Below are 24,979 nucleotides of genomic sequence, written 5' to 3'. Positions count from 1 at the left end.
GGATACACAGGTGCGCAGCCCTTGCCCGGTAATACGAACTCGATTCGTACCTATGCCTCGGCACCCAACAACGTCCGACTCGTCTTGGCCGGCACGCGCGAAAGACACGATGTAAATACAATTCATCGAATGTACACCGGCCCTGACGATTCTCTCGATACAACCTCATAGTCGCCGCACTCTCCGGCCGCGCTTCAGCCCGCGAGCTTCTTCAGCGCGTCGAGCACCGCATCGCCCTTGAACGGCTTCACGATCCAGCCCTTCACGCCGGCCGCCTTGCCGCGCTCCTTCATCGCCGGGCTGCTTTCGGTCGTCAGCATCACGATGTTGACCGACGCGTTCGCCAGTTCGCCGCGGATCTTCTCGACCATCGTCAGGCCGTCCATGTTCGGCATGTTCACGTCGCTGATCACTAGGCGCACGCCGGGCGTCGCCTTGAGCTTCGCGAGCCCGTCCTTGCCGTCCACCGCCGTCGCGACGTCGAGCCCGTGATTGCGCAGGAAACCCGCGACTTCATCGCGCACCGTGCCCGAATCATCGACCACCAGAATCTTTGCCATGCCGTGCTCCCCTTTCGTTGTGACTACTTCAACATTCAAAACAGTTCGAGTTCGCCCGATTCGACCATCGGCCCCACGTCCTGCACCGATTCGCGAAAATCCTCCCGCGACCAGCTCAGGCTGAACACGAAACGCTGATCGAGCTGCACCGACCGCCCCGATGCGCGGTCGGTCATCCGGTACTTGAAACAGAGCTGCGGACAGTCGCCGCCGAACGAAATGAACTTCTGCTTGTGATTGACGACGAGCGGCACCTGCACCGGATGGCGCGCGAGCGCCTCCGCGTCGCCGAGATAGCGGTTCTTGAACGCTCCCCACACGAGGTTGGTCAGCTCGCCGAGCAGGCTGTTCACGTCGCGGAAATCGGGCGCGCGGCCGTCGTCGCGCGTACCGCCGATCATGTCGAGCAGCGGCTGCTCGCTCGTCTGCAGCAGCATGTAGCCGCGGCACCACGCGCTTTCGAGCGCGATCAGGCTGAACACTTCGCCGAAGATGATCTGGTCGCGCACGATGCACGGCGTGTCGCGCTCGATCGTCATGCCCGGGAACAGACTGTCGAGTCGCGCCTCGGTGATCTCCGAGATACCGCGCACGAGCGCGTTCGGATAGTCGCGGCCGAACAGGTATTCGCCGATCGCGCGCGCGAGCGGCGTCATGTCGTCCGCGACGTAGGCGGCGCACGCGACACGCGCGAGCGCTTCGGGCAGCCCGTCGCGCGACGCGTCCGACGCACGGCGCAGGATGATCGGCAGCTCGGGCCGCAACGCGTCGATCTGCGTCGCGACGATCGCGCTCTCGGCCGGCGAACCGCCGTAGTCCTCGGCGAGCAGGATCGCGCCGAGATCGATGTTCGAGCGCAGCACCTTCAGCAACCGGTTGCGCCGCACGGTCAGGCCGACGAGGTTGTGCGTCGCAGAAGCGCTTGATCGTGGCCGCATGCGCGGGGCTGTCGTCGAGCACGAGCACCTTGCTGACGGGTTGGTCTACGGTCATCTCGTGAAGCCCTCTGAATCGGTCAAAAGAGTTCGAGCTCGCCGCCCGTGTCCACGCTCGCCCCTTCCGGCACGTGGAAATCGACCGGCGCGTTCGCGCACACGCACAGCGTCGCGCCGATCCGCACGTCGCCGTCGAGCGTCACGTCGTACGCGGCCACGTGATCGGGATGCAGCGCCGGCAGGTAGTCGATGCTCGCGCCGCTCAGCAGGTAAGGCGTCGACATCCCGAGATCAGGGAACGGCGCGGTCAGCGCCTGGTTGAGCGCGCCGCAACACAGGTTCGCGACTTCCATGAACGCTTCGGGCAGCGGCCGCTGCGCGCTCGCACCAGACGCGGCTGCGGCGAAATGACGGCGCGTCGGCGCATCGTCGCGAAAGCGCAGCGCGAGCAGCAGCCTGAAATGCAGCGCCGAGATCGTCAGGACAACGACGTGCTCGGACACCGTCGGCGTCATGCGCGACTTCATGCGCGACGGATCGTGCGACGCGTCGTGCGTATCGCCCGCGGCCGGCCGGATCTCGCAGGCGCCGCAGGACGCGAGCCGCGTGCGCGCGGCATCGAAGAAGATCCGCTCGAAACCGGCCCGGGCCTGCGCGCTGATCACGCCGCCGCTCCTTCGAGCCGCGCATGCAGTTGCCCGGCGAGCGTCTCGAGCGTCGCCAGCGCGGCCGTGATCATCTTGCCGCCGGCCTGAATGTCCTGGAACGTCGCGGCCGTCACGAGATCGTTGCGGTTCAAGCTGTCGCGATAGCTGTTCGACAGTTGCTGCGAGCGCGCGGCGAGCCCGCGCACCTCGCTCGCGACGATCGAGAAGCCGCGTCCGGCCGCGCCCGCGCGCGCAGCCTCGATCGACGCGTTCAGCGACACGATCGACACGTGCGCGACGATCGCCGACAGTTCCTGGTTCTTCGCGCGCATGTCCTGGTTCTGCGTGGTCAGCGAGATCATCTGCTCGTGCCAGCGCTCGAACGTGCCGGCCAGCCCGCGCAGCCGCGCCGCTTCGTCGGCGAGCTTCGTCGCCTGCTGCGCCAGTGCCGCGCGCTCGGCCGCGAGCGCCTGCAGCGCATCGCGCTGCTCGCCGGCGCCCGCCGCGTCGCGGGCGAGCGTTTCCTCGAGTTCCGCTTCGCGGCGCGTCCACGCCTGCGCCGCTTCCGTCTGCGCGGCGACGGCTGCGTCGGCACGCGCGTCGGCCGCGCCGAGCGCATCGCGCAACGCATCCGCTTCACGCGTGAACGCGGCAACGAGCCGCGCTCGCATGACGCGACACACGATCGCGGCGATTGCCGCGACCACCAGGCCGCCCGCCAGCGCGGCGCCGATCGGGATCATCCACGCTTGCACGATCACTCCGCCACGTCGACGTTCGCGATGCCGGCGCGCGCATGCGGCTCGGCGTGGTGTGCGGCGCCGTCCGCCGCGAAGCGCGCCGGCAGCGACACGATCGTCTCGAACGCGCGATACGGCGAGCCGACACGATCGTCGGTGAAGCGCAGCGCAATGTCGCCGCCGTCGCGCTTCAGGAAGTTGCGCACCGCGTCCATCCCGACGCCGCGCCCGGACACTTCGGTCACGGCACGCGCGGTCGAGAAGCCCGGACGGAAGATCAGTTCGGCCACCGCTTCTTCGGTCAGCGCGGCTTCGTTGCCGGCGTCGATCCACCCGCGTTCGCGCGCGATCCCGCGAATCCGGTCGAGCGCGAGGCCGCGGCCGTCGTCGCCGAGCACGAAACGCAGCGCGCCGTCCTCGACGTCGACCGCGATGTCGATCTTGCCGGCCGGCGCCTTGCCGGCCGCGCGACGCTCGTCGGACGTTTCGATCCCGTGGTCGATCGCGTTGCGCAGCAGGTGCATGAACACGTTCTTCAGCGTCGCGCCGATCTCGCTGCGCACGCGATGGCCGTTGCTGTCGATATGCACGACGGGCGCCGGCTTGCCGAGTTCGGCCGCGAGCGACGGCAGCGATTCGATCACGCCGCCCAGCGCGTCGCCGATGCCCTGCGTGCCGAACTGGCTCAACAGGCGGCGCACCGAATCGCGCGCCGCGAGCCAGTCGCCCGCGTTCGCCGGATCGGCGCCATCGAGCATGCGCAGGCTCTCGCGGATATGCGCGCGCTCGACCATCAGGTAGCCGCCGCCGCCGGGCCCCGTCGGCTCGCCGTGGCGGCCGAGCGTGACCGCGTTGATCGTCGCGTAGTGGTCGACCGCCTCGCGCACGCGAGCCAGGTCGTCCATCAGCGCATCGCGGTTCCACTCGGGGCCGCTGTCCGCGCGGCGCAGCGATTCGTATGCCTGCTCCGCTTCATGCACGATGTTGGTCAGGTGCTGAAGACTGTAGGTGCGCGCATTGCCCTTGATCGTGTGCATGTTGCGGAACAGCGCCGCGACGATCGAGTGATCCGCGCGTTCGTGCTGGCGAATCATTCGCTCGTTCTCGCTGAGGAAGCCCTTCGCGCTGTGCACGAAGTCATGGAACTTGTCCTGGCTGATCGACAGGATCTCGCCGATCATCTCGAGGCGGCGTTGCTGCTCGCCGGCCTGCGCGGTCAGCTCACGGATCTCGGTCACGTCGCGCACGCACAGCATCAGCCGCACGACCGTGTCGGTCTCGTCGGTGATCGCCGACCAGCTCAGGTCGAGCCACTTCTCGCGGCCGTCCGGCATCCGCTTCGCGACTTCGTTGACGAGCAGGTGCTCGTTGAACGCGAAGTTCATGCTGTCCTCGCCGAGACACGCGTGCACGGCCGCCTCGACCTGCGAGCGCGCATCGGCGCCGATGCTCGAAGCGTCGAACACGAGCGCCATCAGGTCGCGTCCGGCGATGTCGCTCGTCTCGAAGATGGTCTCGAGGTACGCCGAATACTCGGCATGCACGACGCCGCCTTCGACGACGGTCAGGATCCCTTGCTGCATGTTCTGCAGCATTGCCTGGATGTCGGCCGTCTTCTGCTTCAGTTGCGCGGCGTTCTCCTGGATCTTCTCGATCATCCCGTTGAACGCGACGATCGAATGGCCGATCTCGTCCATCCGGCCCACCGGCACGCGGCGCGTGAAGTCCTGGCTCGTCGCGATCTCGCTCATCGCCGTCTGCATCCCGATCAGCGGGCGCGCGATCTGGCGGTACAGCACGAAGCCGAGCGCGGTCAGCAGCACGACGACCGTGCCCGCGACCGCCGCGATCGCGGTCGCCGTGGTCGACAGCATGCCGTTCAGCGCGCGAATCGCATCGTCCTTCTGGCGGTTCTTCTCGACGCGCAGCGTGTCGACGATGCTTTCGAGCTCGTCGCGATACTGCGCGACGTTCGCGAACAGGTACGCCTGGGCCATCTCCGGCTTGCCGTCGGCCTTCATCTTCACGGTATCGTCGATCGCCGCGAAGTAGTTCGTGGCGCTGTCCTTCGCCTGCGCGACGAGGCCTTGCTGCGCCTGCCCGACCGCCGACTTCGCCTGCGCGTCGAGCGCCGCGCGCAGTGCGGCCTGTTTTGCCTTCAGCTCGTCGCGCGCCTGCGCGGCGGTGTTCGCGTCGGGCGCGTATACCAGCGTCATCGTCGCGATCTGGATGTTCTTCACGTCGGCGACGAGATCCGCCGACGCGAGCGCGCTCGGCACGATTCCCTGGGTAACCTGACGCACCTCGGACGCGCTCTTGCGCGTCTGGTACACGGCGTACACGCCGATCGCGGACAGCGCGAAAAACGTCAGGACGACTAGCAGCGTAATGCGATGACGGATGGTCATGAGTACAGCTCCCCGCAGCGATCCGGCCTCGATCGCCCTTTGGTCTATTGAAAGAATATGAGCGCCGAATTATCGGGGATGGTGTATGACTGTCCGATGACTGAAAATCAATCGGTCATTGAGGAAATCGCAATGGTTAATTGCGGCAGGAAAATCCTAAAGTTTTTCCTGGATCGGCCGTTAATCTCCAGCCTGTCTGGCCCGCCTGGGCTGCCCGGCAGCGTACAACAAACGAATCCGGATATTTATTCTTCTATTCACGATCCGGCAATTCAATCCGGTCGAATACCGGTAAAACGTTTGCGCATTATCTTGCGAAGCGGATCGGTCATGCAGCCCTCATGCAATCTTTTACGCACGATAGCGAATTCAATGACGCGCGACGTCTCACCGGCCCGGTCATCGCCGCTCACGGATCCGCGCCGATTGCCACATGACTTGCACTGCGGTCAGTTTTCGCGCGCCGCCGCGAGCCAATCCTCGACCTGCAGTTCCGGGACCCGCTCAAACTCGCGCGTGTTGTGCGTGACAAGCACCAGGCGTCGCGCTCGCGCCTGTCCTGCGATCAATGCATCGTATGGCCCGATCGGTGTTCCCACCGCGGCCAGTTGCGCACCGATTTCACCGGCATGCTGCGCATCTTCCGCATCGAACGACACGACCTCGAACTGAAGCCCCTCGACGCGTGCCAGATTCGCTGCCGCTCTCTGACTCTTGTACGCCCCGTAATAGAGTTCATGCGCGACGATCGCGGGAATTCCGAAATCCGCAGGTTGATGTCTACGCAATCGGGCCAGCATGGCCTGTTCGCCTTTCAGAATGGCGATTACCGCATGGGTATCCAGCAGAAACTTCATTCAAACACGTCCAGCCCCGGACGCTCTTGAGCGGCAGGCTCGGTTGCCGCGGCGGCCTCAAAATCGGCGTCAACCGGGCCGATCAACGGTGTCAGCCATGCCCAGTCTTGCGGCACCGGTTCGAGAATGACAGACGCGCCGTGCCGACGAATCCGGACCTCCGTGGTATCGAAGCGGAAATCCTTCGGCAAGCGGACGGCCTGCGATCCACCATGCTTGAAAATCTTGGCAGTCTCCATCTCCCAACCCCATGTATCTACAAAACGTATCTATTTTATCAACTATGGGTTGCGATGACGAGTCACCCGGCCGGCATATTGACCCTAACCAGTCGCTTACCCGGCAAATTTCCTCGTCCATGACACAAGTAGCTGCCCCCAATATCCGACACCGCGGGCCCCGCATTCATTCAAGACAGGAAACAATCAATCGCCATCCGGCGATTCACCTTGCCGTCCGCGCGTTCTAGACTGTCGGTTCATTCCCCCTACCGGACCCACGCGATGACCGACGTCCTGCCGCTGACCACCGACGCCGAATCCGGCCTCCAGTACCGGCTGCGCCCGGCCGCCGGCCGCCCCGCGGGCCGCCTGTTGCTGCTGCACGGCGTCGGCGGCAATGAAACCAACCTGCTGAACCTGGCCGACACGATCGATCCGCGTATCGAAATCGCCTTCGTGCGCGGCCCGCTGACATTCGGCCCCAACCAGTATGCATGGTTTCCAGTGCGCTTCGGCCCGAACGGCCCGGAAATCGATGCGGCCCGCGCGGAGGCGAGCCGCGTGCAGCTGATCGCGCTGCTGCGTGCGTTGTGCGCGCCGGACGCCGCCACCGACGCTCCCGACTTGCCCGCCGTGATCGCCGGGTTCAGCCAGGGCGGCATCATGAGCGCGAGCGTCGCGCTCACGTCGCCGGCCGACGTCACCGCATTCGCGGTGCTGTGCGGGCGCATCCTGCCCGAGATCGATCCGCTGATCGCGTCGCGCGACGCATTGAGCCGACTGCACGCGCTGGTGATGCACGGCCGCTTCGACGACAAGCTGCCGCTCGCGTGGGCCAATACGGCCGACGCAAAGCTGACGGCGCTCGGCGTCGCGCACGACACGCGCCTCTACGACACCGGCCACGAACTCACCGCGCCGATGGCCGGCGACTTCAGCCGCTGGGTCGGCGCACGCGTCGGATTGAACTGAGCGCACGGGCGGTCGACCCGCCCGTGCGCATCATCAGACATCGTCAGACGTTGCTGGCCGGATCGGCGATGGCCGGCGCGGCGCTTGCCTGCTGTCGCGCGGTACCGCGCTTCGCGAGCTTCCAGCCGATCACCAGCGCGAGCACGACCACCGGAATCATCCCGACGGTCCACGTGCCGCCCGGGTAATCGAACGCCATCAACACCAGCACGCTGACGAGAAACCCGAGCGTGAGCCACGACGTGAACGGTGCGCCAGGCATCCGGAACGACACGGGGCTCAACTCGCCGCGATTGACCGCGCGGCGGAACAGGATCTGGCACATCACGATGAAGCCCCAGGTCGTGATGATCCCGAGCGACGCCATGTTCAGCACGATCTCGAATGCCTGCGCCGGCACGATGTAGTTCAGCGGCACGCCGATCGCGTTGACCGCGACCGTGACGAGGATCCCGCCGTACGGCACGCCGCGCGCGTTCATCCGCGACACGAAGCGCGGCGCCGAGCCGCCCATCGCGAGCGAACGCAGCACGCGCCCGGTCGAATAGAGGCCGGAGTTCAGGCTCGACAGCGCGGCGGTCAGCACCACGACGTTCATCACCGTGCCGACGTACGGCACGCCGAGCTTGCTGAAGAACGTCACGAACGGGCTTTCGTGCGCGCTGTACGCGGTCCACGGCAGCAGCATCGTCAGCAGCACGACCGAGCCCACGTAGAACAGCGCGATGCGCCACATCACGCTGTTGATCGCCTTCGGCAGCACCTTGCGCGCATCGGCGGTCTCGCCCGCCGCGACGCCGACGAGCTCGATGCTCGCATACGCGAACACGACGCCCTGCACGATCAGCACCGCCGGCAGGATGCCGTGCGGAAAGATCCCGCCGTGATCCGCGATCAGGTGCAGCCCCGGCATCTGGCCGGCGACCGGATGGCCGCTCGCGAGGAACACGGCGCCGACCCCGAGGAACAGCGCGAGCGTGCCCACCTTCACGATCGAGAACCAGAACTCCATCTCGCCGAACACCTTCACGCCGATCATGTTCATCACCGACACGATGCCGAGCGCGCCGAGCGCGAACACCCACTGCGGCACGTCCGAGAACGCGGCCCAGTACTTCATGTAGATCGCGACCGCGGTGATGTCGACGATGCCGGTGGTCGCCCAGTTCAGGTAGTACATCCAGCCCGCGACGAACGACGCGCGCTCGCCCATGAACTCCCGTGCGTACGACACGAACGCGCCGCTGGTCGGCCGGTGCATCACCAGCTCGCCGAGCGCGCGCATGATCAGGAATGCGAATACGCCGCACACGAGATACACGACCGCCAGCGCGGGTCCCGCGCTCTGCAGGCGGCCGCCCGCGCCGAGAAAGAGGCCGGTGCCGATCGCACCGCCCATCGCGATCATCTGCACGTGGCGCGGCTTCAACTGTTTCGCATAGCCGGCTTCGTGCGACGCGAACATCGCATCGCGCTCGGCATGACGGGGATCCGCGCCGCCGGCCGTGTCGGCCGGGCGCTCGCTGACGTGCTTCATGGTGTGTCTCCGTTTCTTGATGTGTGGCGCCCGTCGACGGGACGCTGCGGTAACGGGCGCGCGCGGGCCGGCGGCGGCATGCGCCGGCGCCGCGCGGCCGGAATCAGTACGCGCGCGGACGGATCAGCGCTTCGGGCTGCAGCGCTTCGTCCAGTTGCGCGGCGGTCATCAGCGCGCGTTCGAGCACGACTTCGCGGATCGACTTGCCGCTCGCATGCGCTTCGGCGGCCACGGCGGTCGCGCGCTTGTAGCCGATGTACGGGTTCAGCGCGGTCGCGAGCGCGACGGACCGCTCCATCGTGTCGCGCAGCCGCTCGGGGTTCGCGGTGATCCCGCTCACGCAGCGGCCCGCGAGCGTCGTGCAGGCGGCCGTCAGGTGGCTGAAGCTGCGGAACAGCGCGCTCGCGATCACCGGCTCGAACGCGTTGAGCTGAAGCTGGCCGGCCTCGGCGGCGAAGGTCACCGTCAGGTCGTTGCCGAACACTTCGAACGCGACCTGGTTCACGACCTCCGGAATCACCGGGTTCACCTTGCCCGGCATGATCGACGAGCCGGCCTGCACCGGCGGCAGGTTGATCTCGCCGAATCCGGCGCGCGGGCCGCTCGACAGCAGCCGCAGGTCGTTGCAGATTTTCGACAGCTTGACCGCGATGCGCTTGAGCACGCCGGAAATCTGCACGAACGCGCCGCAGTCCTGCGTCGCTTCGATCAGGTTCGGCGCGGTGCTGAGGTCCAGGCCGGTGATACGGCGCAGCGCGGCCAGCGCCTTCTCCGCGTACTGCGGATGCGCGGTGATGCCGGTGCCGATCGCGGTCGCGCCGAGATTGATTTCGCGCATCAGCCAGCCGGCTTCCTGCAGGCGCGCGATGTCTTCCGTCACCATCACCGCGTAGGTCGAGAACTCCTGGCCGAGCGTCATCGGCACGGCGTCCTGCAACTGCGTGCGGCCGAGCTTCAGGAGATCCGAGAACGCGTCGGCCTTCTCCGCGAACGCATCGCGCAGGCGCGCCATCGCCTCGAGCAGATGCTCGACCGCGAAGCAGGTCGCGACCCGGATCGCGGTCGGATAGACGTCGTTGGTGCTCTGCGCGAGATTGACGTGCTCGTTCGGATGCAGGTATTCGTACTGACCGCGCGCATGCCCCATGATTTCGAGCGCGCGATTGCAGATCACCTCGTTCGCGTTCATGTTGGTCGACGTGCCGGCGCCGCCCTGGATGATGTCGACCACGAACTGGTCGTGCAGCCGGCCTTCGCGGATCTCGACGCACGCCGCGGTGATCGCGTCGCGATACGCGGCTGGCAGCAGCCCGAGCTCGCAGTTCGCGTCGGCGGCGGCTTCCTTCACGGCCGCGAGCGCCATGACGAAGTACGGCAGCGACGCGATCGTGCGCCCCGAAATGTCGAAGTTCTCCTTGGCGCGCAGCGTGTGGACGCCGTAGTACACCTCGTTCGGAATGCTTCGTTTCCCTAAAAGATCTGCTTCGACGCGAAAGCCGTTTGCCGTCATGGTGTCCCCTCCAGAATTGTCCCGTGCCGCCATCGGAAACCGGCTGCGCTCGCCGCTTCCCGGGACGACGGGATCGCATTCTATGCCTTTGCATAAAGAAGCTCGCTTATGTATTATCGAAAGCGGTTTTGCGTGGGACGCAACAATGAGAGACGAATGAAAGCCATGGCGAGAGACACCGGCCTCGATCACCTGGGCGCGATGCGCGCGTTCGTGCGTGTGGTCGAAATGGGGAGTTTTTCCGCGGTCGCGAAGGAGATGCACGTGTCGACGTCCACCGTCGCGCGCAAGATCACGGCGATCGAAGAGGCGTTGGGCGTCGCGCTGCTACATCGCTCGACGCACAGCGTGACGCTGACCGAAGCCGGCCATATCTATCTGGAACGCGCGGTCACGCTGATCGCCGATCTCGACGACACGCTGCGCGTCGTCGCCGAGCTCAATGCGCAGCCGAGCGGCCCGCTGAAGCTCACCGCGCCGGTCGCGTTCGGCCGCCGCCATCTCGCGCCGCTCATCGCGCCGTTTCTCGCGCGTTACCCGACGATCCAGCTCGACGTGCGGCTCACCGACAACCACAACGACCTCGTGGCCGGCGGTTACGATCTCGACATCCACGAAGGCGAGAACTATCTGGACAACCTGGTCGTCCACCGCCTGTCGCGCAACGACAGCATCCTGTGCGCGACGCCCGGCTATCTCGACCGCTGCGGGCGGCCCGCGACGCCCGACGACCTGCTGCATCACAACTGCCTGCGCTACGTGCATCCCGAAGGCGATCCGCGCTGGGAACTCGTGCGCGGCGACGCGCGGCACAGCGTGCTGCCGGCCGGCAACCTCGTCACCGATCATTCGGAGCTGCTGCTGGAGGCGACCTGCGCGGGGCTCGGCATCGCCGAGTTCGAAATCTGGCTGGTGCGCGACCTGCTCGCGAGCGGCCGGCTCGAAGCCGTGCTGCCGCGCTATCGGCTGCACAACAAGCTGACGGGCGAGCACATCTACATCGCGTATCTGGCGAACCGGCGCAGCTCGGCGAAGCTGCGCGTGCTGAAGGACTTTCTCGCGGACCAGCTCGCGCATATCGGCGAGCTGTCGGAAGTCGAACTGATGAAGATTCGCGACGCGGGCGCTTAGTGTGGCGACCCGCGGCCGCGCCGGTCAGCAGGCCGGCGCGGAGGCAACACGCATCGCACGCATGCGGCCTCGACGTATCGACGCGTTACCTACCTTCACGCAGCCTGCAATTCGAACGGGAACGTCGCGTGCCCGATCTCGACGCCTTGCGTGTTCAGCATCCGCGGCCGATGGAACGCGGCGAGCCGCGCGCGCTGCGCGTCCGTGCCGATGCGCAACCGTTCGAGCAGTTCGCTGACCATCATGTACAGCACGTCGATGTTGCCGTCCTCGATCTTCACCGAGATGCCGAGCGCACCGTCGGCGCCGAGCTCCCGCGTGCGCGCCGATGCGCGTACGCCGATCCCGTAGCACGCATCCGCGCCGAGCTTGCCGACGACCTGCCCTTCGAACGCTTCCATCAACACCGTGCAGTAGCGCCCTTCGCCGGCGACCAGCTCCGGATGGGCCGTCATCGCATGATGAATGCGCGCCAGCGCGCGCACGCGATCGGTCGTCGCCGCACCGCGTGCTTCCACCGTATCCGCACCGTCGGCCAGCGACGCGTAAAGACGCGCGAGGCGGTCGAGCGGGAACGCCGGCGTCGGCAGGTTGCAGCCGTCGATCGCCCAGTCGACCTCGTCGTCGCGCAGCCCGCACGCGTTGGCGACCACCTGCTTCACGCGCACCTGCATCGGATGCTCCGGCAGATGGTAGTCGGCGATCGCGGCGCCGATCGCCCGCGCGCCGCCCAGCATCCCGACGTGCTTGCCCGAGCAGTTGCTGCACACGCCGGTCGGCGTGTAGTCGCGCTTGATCCACGACCGGTACACCGCGTCCGACAGCGGCGCATGGCCGCCGCAGCGCAGATCCGACTCGTGCGCGTCGACCTTCGCCAGCATCGCCCGCGTGCGCGCGATGTGCTGCTCCTCGCTGCTGTGCGACGCGCACATCAGCGCGATGTCCGCGTCGTCGAAACCGAACCGCTCCGGCGCGCCCGTCTCGATCACGGACAGCGCCTGCGCCGGCTTCGCCGCCGAGCGCGCGAGCGTCATCCGGAACGGATCGCCGAGCCTGAACAGCAGCTTGCCGCCGGCATCCACCACCGCCACATCGGCGACGTGCGTGTTCTCGATCGCATTGCCGCGGTACGTGACGACCGCTGCTCGTTGGGTGTCCATCTTGTGCTGTCTCCTTCGGCGGGCCTGATTGCCGGGGCCCGTGCAACCGGTGCGGCAGTGTATCGATTCGTCGCCGGGTTGCGCCGCTCGGCCGATGGAAAGTGGTGTTGCGCCGGATGCAAAGCCGGCGCAGCAATCCCGGTCGAAGCGACTACGCGTCGAGCGCCAGCAGCGCGAACGTCGCGAGCCAGTGCTCGCCCATGTAGTCGCCGGCCACGTGCGCGAGCGCGCTCGCGAGATGCCGCTCGGCCGCATCGAGCAGCTTCGCGCGCCGCGCATCGCCTTCCGGCAGCGCGCCGGCAAGCGAGCGCTGGCACCACGCACGGCTCAGGTTCAACCCGTCCAGATGCGCGATCTTGCCGTCGCTGCGGTCGCTGACCGTCGCCGGCACGAACAGCGTCGCCGGCTCGCCGCGCGCGAGATCAGGCAGGAAACGCGCGAACCAGCCATCGAATTCGCCGGCCGGCAGCACGCGCCGCATCAGCTCCGCCTCCATCAGCGCGGGCGACAGGAACTCGTCGCCCGACGGCTCCCATGCCTGGCATGCGACATCGCCCAGGTGCCAGCGTTTCGCCGTATCGACGATCAGCGCCGCGAGCCCGTCGCGCTGCGTCGCGCGCGCGAAGTCGAGCGTGAGCGCGAGCGCGAACGCGGTGTTGAAGTGCGTGCCGACGCGCAGCGGATAGGTCGCCTTCGGCAGGAAGGTCTCGAAGCGCGCGACGAACAGGTCCGTGAGCGGCGCCATCGTCTTCGCCCAGCGTGCGGCCTGCGGCACCACGCCCTTCAGCGCGAGCCGCTCCAGCTGCGCTGAGAGCGCCAGCAGCCACGCCCATCCGTAAGGCCGCTCGAAGCCGCTGTTGTGCGGCAGCGCGAGGTACGCGCGTTCGCCGGCGACGTTCGCGTCGGTGAAATGCGCATCGACGACGGCGATGATCCGCTCGGCCTCCGGCAGCGCCGGATAGCGTTCGAGCACGCGCAGCAGGAGCCAGTAGCCGTGCACGCACGAATGCCAGTCGTAGCTGCCGTAGAAGATCGGGTGCAGCGCGCGCGGCCCCTGCACGTCGTGCGGGCCTTCGAGCGCATGCGTGAGCTTGTTCGGATATTCGCGGGTCAGGTGCGCGAGCGCGAGCGACGCGAATTTCGATGCGAGTTCGGGAGTCAATCGGTCGGTCATGGGCACCTCGTCAGAAGCGGAATACGAACGCGTACATCAGCAGCGTATTCACGGCCAGCAGCAGCACGGCGGTCGGCCACTGCGCCTTGATCACGCCGTTCTTGTCCTTCAGTTCGAGCAGCGCCGCGGGCACGATGTTGAAGTTCGCGGCCATCGGCGTCATCAGCGTACCGCAGAAGCCGCTCAGCATCCCGATCGCGCCGAGGATCGCCGGGTTGCCGTGAAATTGATGGACGATCAGCGGCAGGCCGATGCCGGCCGTCATCACGGGGAACGCGGCGAACCCGTTGCCCATGATCATCGTGAACAGCGCCATGCCGACCGTGTAGGCGGCGACCACGGCGAACGGCGAGTCGATCGGCACCCAGTCCTTCACGAGCCCGGACACCACGCCGCCGACGCCCGCGACCGCGAACAGCGCGCCGAGCGCTGCGAGCATCTGCGGCAGGATCGCGGCCCAGCCGACCGCGTCCATTGTGTGGCGCGCCTCCTTCAGCGCGTGCACCGGCGAATCGCGCAGCATCGCGAGCGCGACGGCGAACGCGACGAGCGTGCCGAGCACGAGCGAGATCAGCGTCACGCTCTTCGGATCGACGAACGGTACGAGCTTCAGCGCGAACGTGCCGATCAGCGTGACGACGGGAATCAGCAGCGCCGGCAGGAACAGCCTGTTGCCGAAGCGCAGCGCCTTCGCGTCGCGCCGCGCGGCCGCCGCGTCGCCGGCTTCGTCCGACTTGCCGCGTCCGAGCTTGCCCGAGCCCGCGATCAGCGCGAGCGCGATCGCGAGGCAGCCCATCACGAAGTGCGGCAGCAGCGCGCCGAACAGGAACGTGAGCGCGTAGATCGCCCAGAACGCGAAATTGAACACGCGACGCGGGTTCGTGCGGTCCATCAAATTGAAGCACGCGAACGCGGCGAACATCAGCCCGGCGAGCGTATAGAGTGGTTCGAGGCCGATCATCGCGCGCCCTCCCGCCCGAACGCGCCGAAGCTGCGCGACAGCCGGCGGTCGAGCAGCGCGAGCCGCGTGCAGTGGATCAGCAGCGCGGCGATCGCGGTCGGGATCGCCCAGACCGACAGGTGCAGCGGCTCGATCGCGATGCCGTTCTGTTCGAGAAAGCCCTTGATCAGCAGGATCGACTGGATCGCGATGAAGATGTCCTCGCCGAAGAACACGGCGACGTTGTCGGCGGCCGATGCGTGCGCGCGGATCTGCTGGCGCACCGACTCGGGCAGCTCACCGTGCTGGCTGACGGCGGCGGCCTCGGCCATCGGCGCGATCAGCGGCCGCACCATCTGCGCGTGCCCGCCGAGCGACGTGAGGCCGAGCGCGGCGGTCGCCTGGCGCAGCACGAAATACAGCATCAGCACGCGGCCGGTGGTGGCCGCCTGCACGCGCGAGATCATTCGCTTCGCCTGCTCCTTCAGGCCATTGCGCTCGAGCAGCGCGATCACCGGCAGCGTCAGCCAGATCAGCCCCATGTAGCGGTTGTCCGTGAACGCCTTGCCGAATGCACTGACGATGTCGACAAGATTCATCCCGCCCGCCAGCCCCGTCGCGAGGCCCGCGATCGTGACCACCAGCAGCGCGTTGAAGCGCAGCGCGAAACCGATCACGACGATCGGCACCCCAATCAGCACCAGCATTGCTCCTCCTTGTGATGAATGCGCGACGCCGTGAAGATGCGCCGCCCCGCCCGGTTTCGACCGGTTTCAGGTCGCAAAATCTAGCACGAGACTTTATCGATAAAAAGTCGACAATTTGGCGCTTCGGGTAAACGTTGAAACCGGTACGACGGTGGGGCGGCCATGTATCGGCGGGGTCACGGCGATGTCGACTCGGAACGGCCCGCGCCGCGCGCCGCGCTCCCGTCGCGCATAGCGGAGCGCCGGCACGCCGACTACACTGGAAGGCATTGGCAACGTTGGGAGAGCCGCCATGATTGACGTATTCCAGACCATCGGCAGCCGTGAGTTCTCCGCTCATCTGGCGAAGGACGGGATGGTGACGCTGATGGAACAACGCCATGAAGTCGACCGTGTGACGCTCGCGACCGCCTATGCCGCGCTCGTGGAAGAATCCGAGCAGGAAGCCGACCTGCTCGACGCGACCGTCGAAGGGATGATGCGCGCGCTGATCCAGGGGTACGCGCGCAGCCATTGACGGGGCAGCCGCGTCTTCGGCGCGTGGCGGCGTCGCGCCGCATGCGCACTGCGTCGGCATCGGTACCAGCTGCAAACTTGCGGTAGACAACGCGCGCCCGCTCTCGAGCCGTCGATCCGGTCCGCACCCAGCCCTCGCGCCCCGTCGTCTTTCCGCCGCACAGACGCCAAAAAATGGCCTCCCGCCCTAGAGGAAAGGGTCAGAACGACGCAATGCGCAATTTTTTCGATTGCCGCCGCTCGCGCCGCATGACAGCATGCGGGGCGTTGCCAATCGAAAAGAATTCCGTGCCGTTCGCCCGCCGATACCGTTCGGCGGCGCCGACCCGACACTGCCTTCCATGAACCCGGCCCATCTCCAACACTACGAACCGACCGGAGTATCCCGCTTGTGAACATCGGCATCGTCAACGACCTCCCGCTTGCCGTCGAGGCGATGCGCCGTGCGCTCGCGCGCCGGCCCGAGCATCGCGTGCTGTGGGTCGCGACCGACGGCGCGCAGGCCGTCGACATGTGCGCCGCGCAACCGCCCGACGTGGTGCTGATGGACCTGATCATGCCGAAGTTCGACGGGATCGAGGCGACGCGGCGGATCATGCGCTCCGACCGCCCATGCGCGATCCTGATCGTGACGAGCTGCATCGGCGCGAACGCGTGGCGCGTGTTCGAAGCGATGGGCGCCGGCGCGCTCGACGCGGTCGACACGCCCCGCCTCGGCGAAGGCGCGGCCGGCGACACCGCCCGGCTCCTGCTCGCAAAAATCGACCAGATCGGCCGGCTGCTCGACGCGCCCGGCGGCGTCCGCACGGCCGGCACGACCACGCGAGCGAGCGGCGGCCCGCTGATCGCGATCGGCGCGTCCGCCGGCGGCCCCGGCGCGCTCGCGTCGATCCTCGGCGGCTTGCCGGCCAACTTCAGCGCGCCGATCGTGATCGTCCAGCACGTCGATCGCGCGTTCGCCGAAGGGATGGCGCAATGGCTCGACGGCCAGACGCCGCTGACCGTGCGCGTCGCGCGCGAAGGCGACCGCCCGCAGCCGGGCGTCGCGCTGCTCGCGGCGACCGACGATCACCTGCGCATCACGCGCGCCGGCACGCTGGAATACACGCGCGAACCGGCCGCCACGCCGTACCGGCCGTCGGTCGACGTGTTCTTCAACAGCCTGACCGAGCACTGGCCGGGCCGCGTGATCGGCGTGCTGCTGACCGGCATGGGACGCGACGGCGCGATCGGCCTGAAGGCACTGCGCATGAAGGGCTACCACACGATCGCGCAGGACGAGGCGACCAGCGCCGTCTACGGGATGCCGAAAGCGGCCGCGACGCTCGGCGCGGCACGCGCGATCCTGCCGCTCGAGCGCATCGCGGGCGAGCTGGCGGCACTCGCGCGGATCTGAGCCCGATGAACTCCCGTCACACCCCACGCGGCCAGGGCGCAACCCGGCATCCATCATGACCAGCGACCTCTCCCGCCCGCCCGGCGGCCTGCACGCGGCGTTCGACGCCGGCCCCACGCCGCACGCCGACGCTCCCGCGATGGTCCTGCTGGTCGACGACCAGACGATCGTCGCGGAAGCCATCCGCCGCGCGCTCGTCGACGAGGACGGCATCGACTTCCACTACTGCCCGCGCTCGGACGACGCGCTGGCGACCGCGCTCGAGACGCGGCCGACGGTGATCCTGCAGGATCTCGTGATGCCCGGCACCGACGGGCTGACCCTCGTGAAGGCATACCGTGCGAATCCGGCGATGCGCGACGTGCCGATCATCGTGCTGTCGACGCAGGAAGAGCCGGTGGTGAAGAGCGCCGCGTTCGCGGCCGGCGCGAACGACTACCTCGTGAAACTGCCCGACCGCATCGAGCTGGTCGCGCGGATCCGCTATCACTCGCGTTCGTACATGAGCCTGCTGCAGCGCGACGAGGCCTATCGCGCGCTGCGGCAATCGCAGCAGCAACTGCTCGAGGCCAATCTCGAACTGCGGCGCCTCACGCATTCGGACGGCCTGACCGGGCTGTCGAACCGGCGCTATCTCGACGAATATCTGGCGGCCGAATGGCGGCGCGGCGCGCGCGAGCGCAGCGAGCTGTCACTGCTGATGATCGACGTCGACAACTTCAAGCTGTACAACGACACGTACGGCCACGTATCGGGCGACAGCGTGCTCAAGCAGGTCGCGTCGACCATCGAGCGCTGTCTCGGGCAGTCCGGCGATCTCGCCGCGCGCTTCGGCGGCGAGGAGTTCGCGGTCGTGATGCCGGCCACGTCGCCGGGCGCCGCGCGGCTGCTCGGCGAGAAGATCCGCCTCGCGATCGAAGGGCTGCGGCTCGAACACGCGCACTCGTCGACGGGCCGCTACGTGACGATCAGCATCGGCGGCGCGAGCATCGTGCCGGCCGCCGGCGTGCCGACGACGTCGCTGATCGAGGCGGCCGATCGCGCGCTGTATCGCGCGAAGCACGACGGCAAGAATCGCGTCGAGATCGATGCGCCGCCTGCGCGTCCGCCCGGCGGCGGTGTCGCTTGAACGCCTATACGGTGACGAGCCGGCGTGCGTAGTCGGCCGGATCGAGCGGCCGGCCGAACAGGTAGCCCTGCTGCATGTCGCAGCCGATCTGCTGCAGGAACCACGACTGCGCCTCAGTCTCGACACCTTCCGCGGTGACCTTCATCCCGAGCGAATGCGCCATCGCGACGACGGCCTGCGTGATCGCGACCGAGTCGCGATGATCGGGCACGCCCGACACGAACGAACGGTCGACCTTCAGGTTATGCAGCGGAAACCGCTTCAGGTACGCGAGCGACGAATAGCCGGTGCCGAAATCGTCGACCGAGATCCGCACGTTCATGTCCGTGAGCGCCTCGAGCATCGGCAGCACGGTGTCCGTGTCGTTCATCAGCAGTCCTTCGGTAATCTCCAGCTCGAGCGCGCCCGGGTCGAGCTGCGTCTGCGCGAGGCAGCGGCCGACGGACTCGACGAGGCCCTCGTGGAACTGCCGCGGCGACAGGTTGACCGCCAGCATCAGGTCGGGCGCGATCGTGCGCCGCCATTCGGCGGCCTGCCGGCAGGCCGTTTCGAGCACCCACTGGCCGATCGCCACGATCAGCCCCGTATCTTCCGCGACCGGGATGAATTCCGTCGGCGACATCGGCCCGAGCTCGGGGCTCGTCCAGCGCAGCAGCGCTTCGGCGCCGACGGTGCGGCCGCTGCGCGCGTCGACGACCGGCTGGTAGGCGAGCCGCAGCGCGTCCGACAAAATCGCGCGGCGCAGCGACTGCTCGATCGCGAAGCGGCGCTGCAGGCGCAGATTCAGTTGCGCGGTGAAGAACGTGAAATGATTGCGGCCGCGCTGCTTCGCGTCGTACATCGCGGAATCGGCGTTGCGCATCAGCGTGACCGCATCGTCGCCGTCGCGCGGCGCGACGCTGATCCCGATCGACACGCCGAGCCAGTACTCGTTGTTCGCGATCGCGAACGGCTTCGCGATCGTGTCGATCACCTCGCGCGCGAGCGCGGACAGTTCGTCGGGATCGTCGCATTGGTCGACGAGGATCACGAACTCGTCGCCGCCGACGCGCGTGAGCGCGTGGCGCCCGCCCGCGCAGGCCGCGAGGCGCGCCGCGACGCTGCGCAGCAGCGCGTCGCCGGCGTCGTGGCCGGCCGTGTCGTTGACCTTCTTGAACCCGACGAGATCGATGAACAGGATCGCGACGCGCGCGGGCCCGGCCGCCGCATCGTGCGTGCCGAACAGCTCGCGCATCCGCTCGGAGAGCCAGCGCCGGTTGTAGAGGCCCGTGAGCGCGTCGCGCGTCGCCAGGTAGCGCAGTTGCTGCTGCGCTTCGCGCACGGGGCCGATGTCGTGAAACGACACGAGCACCGACTCGGGCCGCGTCTCGCCCGGCTTCACGATCGGCACCGCGTTGCCGCGCACCCAGATGATGTCGCCGTCCGCGAGCCCGAAGCCGACCGAATAGTCGAGCAGCGGCGTGGCCGTGGTGAACGCGAGCCGGCTCGGCCAATCGTCGGGCGCGATCGGCGTGCCGTCCTCGCGCAGCTTGTACAGGATCACGCTCGACAGCCGGCGCCCGACGAGCTCGCCCTTCACGCGCATCATCCGGTTCGCGCTCGGATTGCTCGCGATCACCACGCCGTCGGGCGACAACATGAGAATCCCTTCGTTCAGGCTGTTGACGACGAGACGGTGTTGCTCCTCGCTGTGCACGAGCTGACGAGCGATCGAGTCCTGGTGCACCGCGAGACCGACGCTGTTGCCGATATCGCGCAGCAGGTCGGTTTCCGTGTCGCTCGGCCGCCGCGGCGCGCGGTGATAGACGGCGAACGCGCCGAGCACGGTGCCCGTCTCGTCCAGGAACGGCACCGACCAGCACGCGCGCAGGCCGAGCGGCAGCGCGAACGCCCGATAGTCGGCCCACAACGGATCGGTTTCGATGTCTTCGACGGCGATCATCCGGCGCTCGTACATCGCGGTGCCGCACGAGCCCGCGGCGGGCCCAATGGTTGCGCCTTCGATCGCGGCGCTGTACTGGGCCGGCAGCGACGGCGCGGCGCCGACGTGCACATGCACGCCGTCCGCGTCGAGCAGCAGGATCGTGCACGACGCGCCTTCGCCGAGCAGCGCCTCGGCGCGCCGGCAGACCTCGACGAGCAGTTCCGGCAGCGGTGTGTTGCGCGTGATCAGCCTCAGCACGCTTTGCTCGGACGCGAGGACTTCCGCCGCGAGGCCGAGACTGTATCGAGAACTTTGCGGTTCGGTATTCAAGTGAATCCTGCCGTCAGTTCGATCGGGTTCTGATGCGCCCGATTCGTTAGCGGTCCTTCGTGCCGTTTATCGCTCCGGGTTTACGTGAACCCGGGGCGTCCCCATGGGCGCGCGCCGGAACGCGCACCAAAGTACATTTAACACCAATCCGTGACAATCGGCGCACCCCTTTCATCAGGGGTTACGCTCGGTTGGCCACCGGTTCGCCGAAAGGTTGCTGCAGCGCATGAAGGATACGCTCGGTTGCTTTGACAACGAACGGTCACACTGCGAACTGCTGGTCGCGATGATCAGCCGCCGGAACGTCCTGATTGCAAGCGAAGTCGGCGACCACAGCCCGGACGTGATGCCGATTCGCGACGGGAAGGTGCAGGTGCGGATCAGGAAGTGGCATTGATGGCGGCAAGCAAATCGCGCGCCACGCTGCCGGGCGGTTCCGCATGAGGCCATGCCCAACCGCCTTTCCGTATCCGTGATTCAATGTCGATCGAACCGGCGCCGCGCAATCCGGCGGCACGGAGATGCGCCCTCTCATCGATCGACCTTCACTGGATCACCATGACGAACCCTGCCGACATCAAGGCGCTCGTTTTCGACGTGTTCGGAACGATCGTCGACTGGAGAAGCGGCGTCGCGCGCGAAGCCGCGGCGTTCCTGGCGCGCCATGCGGCGGATCTCGACCCGTTCGAATTCGCCGACGCGTGGCGCGCCGAATATTCACCGTCGATGGAGGAAATCCGCAGCGGCCGCCGCCGCTACGTGCGGCTCGACGTGCTGCATCGCGAGAACCTCGTGCGCACCCTCGACCGCTACGGCATCGACGGCGCGCCCGATGACGAGATCGACGCGCTGAACCTCGCGTGGCACCGGCTCGATCCGTGGCCCGATTCGGTCGCGGCGCTGCAGCGGCTGAAGCAGCGCTACGTGATCGCGCCGCTGTCGAACGGCAACATCCGGCTGATGATCGACGTCGCGAAGCACGGCGGCCTGCCGTGGGACGCGATTCTCGGCGCGGAAGTCGCGCACGCGTACAAGCCGTCGCCGAAGGTCTATACCGATGCGGTCGAGATCCTCGGCGTCGCGCCGGCCGAGGTGTGCCTGGTCGCCGCGCACAACGGCGATCTCGCCGCCGCGCGGCAACTGGGGCTGGCGACCGCGTTCGTGCTGCGGCCGGCCGAACACGGGCCGAACCAGACGACCGACCTGCAAGCGGACGACGCGTGGGACTTCGACGTCAGGGACCTGAACGAACTCGCGGACCGGCTCGGGTGCCCTGGTTGACGCCCACGCGCGCCCGAACGGGCAGTCACGACGTGAACGTGCAGGTCGTCACTTCGGCCCGGTTGCGTTCGTTGTTGTAGCTGATCGTCGTGATCGGATTGGCGTCGTCGAACCACGTCGGTTCGCGTGTCGCGACTTCGAGCACGAAGGGCTGGTCGGCAAACGCGGTCTGTTGCTTGACGCTCGTGATCTTCATGCTGACGCGGCCCATGCTGCCGCTGCCGGTGATGATCTGCCCGACCGCGAGCCCCGTCGGATCGGCGTTCGCCGCGACGATCAGGATTGCTGTTTTCTTCTTCATTGCACACCTCCGGATGACAGGACATGCGGGACGCCGGGACGCCAGATGCGCGCCCGCCCCGCGAAGCCACTATGTCAAACCGGTACGCGGCGCGAAATCCATCGATCGACACAGGACGAAACGCCCGTGACGCATCGATTCGCTTACGGCGTGCCGTCCGCGCGTTCCCCGACAAACCGCAACACCCCCGACTCCCCCATCAGCAACGCCCGATTCGCATCCGCCGCCGCGCGCAGGTAATCCCATAGCGCCGTCACCCGCCGCAGCTTGCGCAGATCCTCGCGACAGGTCAGCCAGAAACAGCGCGTGACCACCACGTCGTCCGGCAGCACCGGCACCAGCGCCGGCTGCGTGGCCGCCATGAAGCACGGCAGGATCGCGAGCGCGCCGCCCTGCAGCGCGGCGAACACCTGCGCGATCACGCTCGTCGTGCGCAACCCGGCCGTCGCGCCGGGCACCGCCCGCTCCAGATACAGCAGCTCGCTGCTGAACGCGAGATCGTCGACGTAGCTGACGAACGCATGCCGCGCGAGATCGTCGGTGCAGGTGATCGGCGCATGGTTCGCCAGATAGTCGCGCGTCGCGTAGAGCCGCAACTGGTAGTCGCACAGCTTCGTGACCACGTAAGGCCCGCGTTCGGGCCGCTCGAGCGTGATCGCCAGATCGGCCTCGCGCTTCGGCAGATTGACGAAATGCGGGACGGGCAGCAGGTCGACCGTCACATGCGGATGCGCAACGCGAAACCGCGCGAGCTGCGGCGCAAGAAAGAAGCAGCCGAACCCTTCGGTCGACCCGATCCGCACGTGGCCCGACAGCGCGCCGCCGGTGTTCGCGACCTGGTCGCACGCGGATTGCACGGTCGTCTCCATCGCGTCCGCATACGCGACGAGTCGCTGCCCCTCGGCCGTCAGCGTGAAGCCGCCGGAGCGCGACTTGTCGAACAGCAGCGTGCCCATCGCGGCCTCGAGCGCGCGAATGCGCCGCGCGACGGTCGTGTAGTCGACGCCGAGCCGCTTCGCCGCGCCGCTCGCACGCTGCGTGCGCGCGACCTCGAGGAAGAAGCGCAGGTCGTCCCAGTTCAGGTTGCCGGAAACCGGCTCGGGGGTGTGTCGCATCGGCAGGCGTCTCCAGGCCGGCCGTCGATATGCAGAAATGCATATCCAACCGGTTTTCTTGTCGGTACATCATGGATCAGCGCATAACTATACTCGACCGTGACCTGCGGACCATGAGCCGCGGGCATCCAATACGGAGACACCATGCAGACCCGATCCACCCTCGATGAGCATGCAAGCGTCGCGACGCCGGCGCCCGCCCGCACCGCGCGGCATTACCTGCTGGCCGGCTGGGCCAGCATGGCCGGCACGACGATCGAGTGGTACGACTTCTTCCTCTACGGCACCGCCGCCGCGCTGGTATTCAACCGCATCTTCTTTCCGTCGCTGGACCCCGTCGTCGGCACGCTCGCCGCGTTCGGCACGTTCGCGGTCGGCTTCATCGGCCGGCCGATGGGCGGCATCGTGTTCGGCCACTTCGGCGACCGCATCGGGCGCAAGTCGATGCTGATGATCACGCTGCTGCTGATGGGCGTGCCGAGCATGATCATCGGGCTGATCCCGTCGTACGACAGCATCGGCTACTGGGCCGCCGCGCTGCTGATCGCAATGCGCTTCCTGCAGGGGATGGCGGTCGGCGGCGAATGGGGCGGCGCGGTGCTGATGGCCGTCGAGCATGCGCCGAAGGGCCGCAAGGGGCTGTTCGGCAGCCTGCCGCAGACGGGCGTCGGGCTCGGGCTGATCCTGTCGTCGGTCGCGATGGCCGCGGTGGCCGCGCTGCCGGACGCCGACATGCTGTCGTGGGGCTGGCGCGTGCCGTTCCTCGCGAGCATCGCACTGGTCGGCCTCGGCTGGTTCATCCGCGCGAAGGTGCCGGAGTCGCCGGACTTCGAGAAGATCCAGCGCCAGGGCAAGGCCGAGAAGTCGCCGGTGACGGCCGCGCTGCGCCGCCATCCGCGCGAAGTGCTGACGATCGTCGGCGCGCGCGCCGCCGAGAACACCTGGTTCTACATGGTCGTCACGTTCGCGCTCGCGTATGCGACGCAGCAGCTGCATCTGCCGAAGGCCGAGATGCTGCACGCGATCACGGCCGGCGCGGCGCTGTCGCTCGTCACGATGCCGCTGTGCGGGCATCTCAGCGACCGCATCGGCCAGCGCCGGATGTTCGCGATCGGCCTCGTGCTGATGTGTGCGTTCGCCGCGCCGTTCTTCATGATGCTCGGCACGCAGCAGACGTCGACCGCATGGTGGGCGATCGTGCTCGGCCTCGGCGTCGTGTTCCCGATTCTTTATGCGCCGGAGGCGCTGCTGTTCGCGCAGCAGTTCCCGGCGGAAATCCGCTACAGCGGCATCTCGCTGTCGGTGCAGCTCGCCGGCGTGATCGGCGGCGGCTTCGCGCCGATGATCGCGACGTCGCTGCTGAAGGCCGGCGGCGGCCAGCCGCACTACGTGATCGCCTACCTCGTCGGCTTCGGCGTGTTCGCCCTCGCGTGTACCGCGCTGATGCGTCCGGCACGCGCGTGAGTTCATCGAAACACCGCCCGCATT

Annotated in this window: 23 protein-coding genes and 1 pseudogene; 8 read left to right on the top strand and 16 right to left on the bottom strand. The window is 67.5% G+C overall.

Annotated features, from left to right (window positions below):
• Positions 1–194: 194 nt before the first annotated feature.
• The 7 genes and pseudogenes from BAMB_RS17470 to BAMB_RS17440 form a co-directional block, all read right to left on the bottom strand.
• On the bottom strand, positions 195–560 hold the full coding sequence (locus BAMB_RS17470; RefSeq protein ID WP_006759394.1) for a response regulator: 366 nt from the start codon (positions 558–560) through the stop codon (positions 195–197).
• A 35-nt stretch (positions 561–595) separates the two neighbouring features.
• Positions 596–1,553: pseudogene (locus tag BAMB_RS17465) on the bottom strand (chemotaxis protein CheX).
• 22 nt (positions 1,554–1,575) lie between these two features.
• Entirely contained in the window at positions 1,576–2,160 is a 585-nt protein-coding gene (locus BAMB_RS17460) for a hypothetical protein (RefSeq protein WP_011658489.1), read from the bottom strand.
• Entirely contained in the window at positions 2,157–2,897 is a 741-nt protein-coding gene (locus BAMB_RS17455; protein ID WP_011658488.1) for a methyl-accepting chemotaxis protein, read from the bottom strand. The genes BAMB_RS17460 and BAMB_RS17455 overlap by 4 nt, the downstream gene beginning before the upstream one ends.
• A 2-nt stretch (positions 2,898–2,899) precedes the next feature.
• Complete coding sequence (locus BAMB_RS17450) at positions 2,900–5,290, bottom strand: MCP four helix bundle domain-containing protein (RefSeq protein WP_011658487.1); 2,391 nt, start codon at positions 5,288–5,290, stop codon at positions 2,900–2,902.
• Positions 5,291–5,739: 449 nt separating this feature from the next.
• The gene (locus tag BAMB_RS17445) at positions 5,740–6,147 is read right to left on the bottom strand and encodes a type II toxin-antitoxin system VapC family toxin (protein WP_011658486.1); all 408 of its coding nucleotides are present in this window, start codon (positions 6,145–6,147) and stop codon (positions 5,740–5,742) included.
• Positions 6,144–6,386, bottom strand: coding sequence for an antitoxin (locus BAMB_RS17440; RefSeq protein ID WP_011658485.1), 243 nt, complete (start codon positions 6,384–6,386; stop codon positions 6,144–6,146). Before BAMB_RS17440 ends, BAMB_RS17445 begins: the two co-directional genes overlap by 4 nt.
• Positions 6,387–6,650: 264 nt before the next feature.
• Here BAMB_RS17440 and BAMB_RS17435 point away from each other — a divergent pair, with 264 nt between their 5' ends.
• Complete coding sequence (locus BAMB_RS17435; RefSeq protein WP_041491430.1) at positions 6,651–7,340, top strand: alpha/beta hydrolase; 690 nt, start codon at positions 6,651–6,653, stop codon at positions 7,338–7,340.
• 43 nt (positions 7,341–7,383) lie between these two features.
• Here BAMB_RS17435 and BAMB_RS17430 read toward each other — a convergent pair whose 3' ends face one another.
• Entirely contained in the window at positions 7,384–8,877 is a 1,494-nt protein-coding gene (locus tag BAMB_RS17430) for an amino acid permease (RefSeq protein WP_011658483.1), read from the bottom strand.
• Between the two features lie 103 nt (positions 8,878–8,980).
• Positions 8,981–10,387: an aspartate ammonia-lyase gene (gene aspA, locus BAMB_RS17425; RefSeq protein WP_011658482.1), complete on the bottom strand. Its 1,407-nt coding sequence runs from the start codon at positions 10,385–10,387 to the stop codon at positions 8,981–8,983.
• A gap of 156 nt (positions 10,388–10,543) precedes the next feature.
• Here aspA and BAMB_RS17420 point away from each other — a divergent pair, with 156 nt between their 5' ends.
• Positions 10,544–11,518 carry a LysR family transcriptional regulator gene (locus BAMB_RS17420; protein ID WP_041491429.1) on the top strand — a complete coding sequence of 325 codons (975 nt, stop codon included), beginning with the start codon at positions 10,544–10,546 and terminating at the stop codon, positions 11,516–11,518.
• A gap of 95 nt (positions 11,519–11,613) precedes the next feature.
• Here BAMB_RS17420 and BAMB_RS17415 read toward each other — a convergent pair whose 3' ends face one another.
• From BAMB_RS17415 to BAMB_RS17400, 4 genes are all read right to left on the bottom strand, one after another.
• Positions 11,614–12,678 (bottom strand): asparaginase, encoded by a 1,065-nt coding sequence (locus BAMB_RS17415; RefSeq protein WP_011658480.1) that lies wholly within the window; start codon positions 12,676–12,678, stop codon positions 11,614–11,616.
• Between the two features lie 151 nt (positions 12,679–12,829).
• Positions 12,830–13,852 carry a DUF2891 domain-containing protein gene (locus tag BAMB_RS17410; RefSeq protein WP_011658479.1) on the bottom strand — a complete coding sequence of 341 codons (1,023 nt, stop codon included), beginning with the start codon at positions 13,850–13,852 and terminating at the stop codon, positions 12,830–12,832.
• A 10-nt stretch (positions 13,853–13,862) separates the two neighbouring features.
• The gene (locus BAMB_RS17405; RefSeq protein WP_011658478.1) at positions 13,863–14,813 is read right to left on the bottom strand and encodes a DUF979 domain-containing protein; all 951 of its coding nucleotides are present in this window, start codon (positions 14,811–14,813) and stop codon (positions 13,863–13,865) included.
• Positions 14,810–15,499, bottom strand: a complete 690-nt coding sequence (locus BAMB_RS17400) for a DUF969 domain-containing protein (protein ID WP_011658477.1) — start codon at positions 15,497–15,499, stop codon at positions 14,810–14,812. The genes BAMB_RS17405 and BAMB_RS17400 overlap by 4 nt, the downstream gene beginning before the upstream one ends.
• Positions 15,500–15,791: 292 nt before the next feature.
• On the opposite strand from BAMB_RS17400, the gene BAMB_RS17395 reads away from it, so the two are divergent.
• The 3 genes from BAMB_RS17395 to BAMB_RS17385 all read left to right on the top strand — a co-directional run bounded on the left by BAMB_RS17395 (position 15,792) and on the right by BAMB_RS17385 (position 18,540).
• Positions 15,792–16,016: a hypothetical protein gene (locus tag BAMB_RS17395; RefSeq protein WP_011658476.1), complete on the top strand. Its 225-nt coding sequence runs from the start codon at positions 15,792–15,794 to the stop codon at positions 16,014–16,016.
• Between the two features lie 390 nt (positions 16,017–16,406).
• On the top strand, positions 16,407–17,411 hold the full coding sequence (gene cheB, locus BAMB_RS17390) for a chemotaxis response regulator protein-glutamate methylesterase (RefSeq protein ID WP_011658475.1): 1,005 nt from the start codon (positions 16,407–16,409) through the stop codon (positions 17,409–17,411).
• A gap of 55 nt (positions 17,412–17,466) precedes the next feature.
• Positions 17,467–18,540: a diguanylate cyclase domain-containing protein gene (locus tag BAMB_RS17385; RefSeq protein ID WP_011658474.1), complete on the top strand. Its 1,074-nt coding sequence runs from the start codon at positions 17,467–17,469 to the stop codon at positions 18,538–18,540.
• Between the two features lie 4 nt (positions 18,541–18,544).
• Here the strand turns inward: BAMB_RS17385 and BAMB_RS17380 are convergent, their stop codons facing one another.
• The gene (locus tag BAMB_RS17380; protein WP_011658473.1) at positions 18,545–20,794 is read right to left on the bottom strand and encodes a putative bifunctional diguanylate cyclase/phosphodiesterase; all 2,250 of its coding nucleotides are present in this window, start codon (positions 20,792–20,794) and stop codon (positions 18,545–18,547) included.
• A 226-nt stretch (positions 20,795–21,020) separates the two neighbouring features.
• Here BAMB_RS17380 and BAMB_RS35015 point away from each other — a divergent pair, with 226 nt between their 5' ends.
• Positions 21,021–21,191 (top strand): hypothetical protein, encoded by a 171-nt coding sequence (locus BAMB_RS35015; protein WP_158380535.1) that lies wholly within the window; start codon positions 21,021–21,023, stop codon positions 21,189–21,191.
• 161 nt (positions 21,192–21,352) lie between these two features.
• Positions 21,353–22,075: a haloacid dehalogenase type II gene (locus BAMB_RS17370; protein WP_041491632.1), complete on the top strand. Its 723-nt coding sequence runs from the start codon at positions 21,353–21,355 to the stop codon at positions 22,073–22,075.
• 25 nt (positions 22,076–22,100) lie between these two features.
• On the opposite strand, the gene BAMB_RS17365 is transcribed toward BAMB_RS17370, so the two are convergent.
• Complete coding sequence (locus BAMB_RS17365; RefSeq protein WP_006754370.1) at positions 22,101–22,376, bottom strand: hypothetical protein; 276 nt, start codon at positions 22,374–22,376, stop codon at positions 22,101–22,103.
• A 143-nt stretch (positions 22,377–22,519) separates the two neighbouring features.
• On the bottom strand, positions 22,520–23,491 hold the full coding sequence (locus tag BAMB_RS17360) for a LysR family transcriptional regulator (protein WP_011658470.1): 972 nt from the start codon (positions 23,489–23,491) through the stop codon (positions 22,520–22,522).
• Positions 23,492–23,635: 144 nt separating this feature from the next.
• Between BAMB_RS17360 and BAMB_RS17355 the strand changes: the two genes are divergently transcribed.
• Positions 23,636–24,955 carry an MFS transporter gene (locus BAMB_RS17355; protein ID WP_011658469.1) on the top strand — a complete coding sequence of 440 codons (1,320 nt, stop codon included), beginning with the start codon at positions 23,636–23,638 and terminating at the stop codon, positions 24,953–24,955.
• Positions 24,956–24,979: the final 24 nt, after the last annotated feature.

Origin of the sequence: Burkholderia ambifaria AMMD (assembly GCF_000203915.1) — a bacterium.
Lineage (GTDB): Bacteria > Pseudomonadota > Gammaproteobacteria > Burkholderiales > Burkholderiaceae > Burkholderia > Burkholderia ambifaria.
This window is presented reverse-complemented; position numbering and strand designations above follow the sequence as displayed.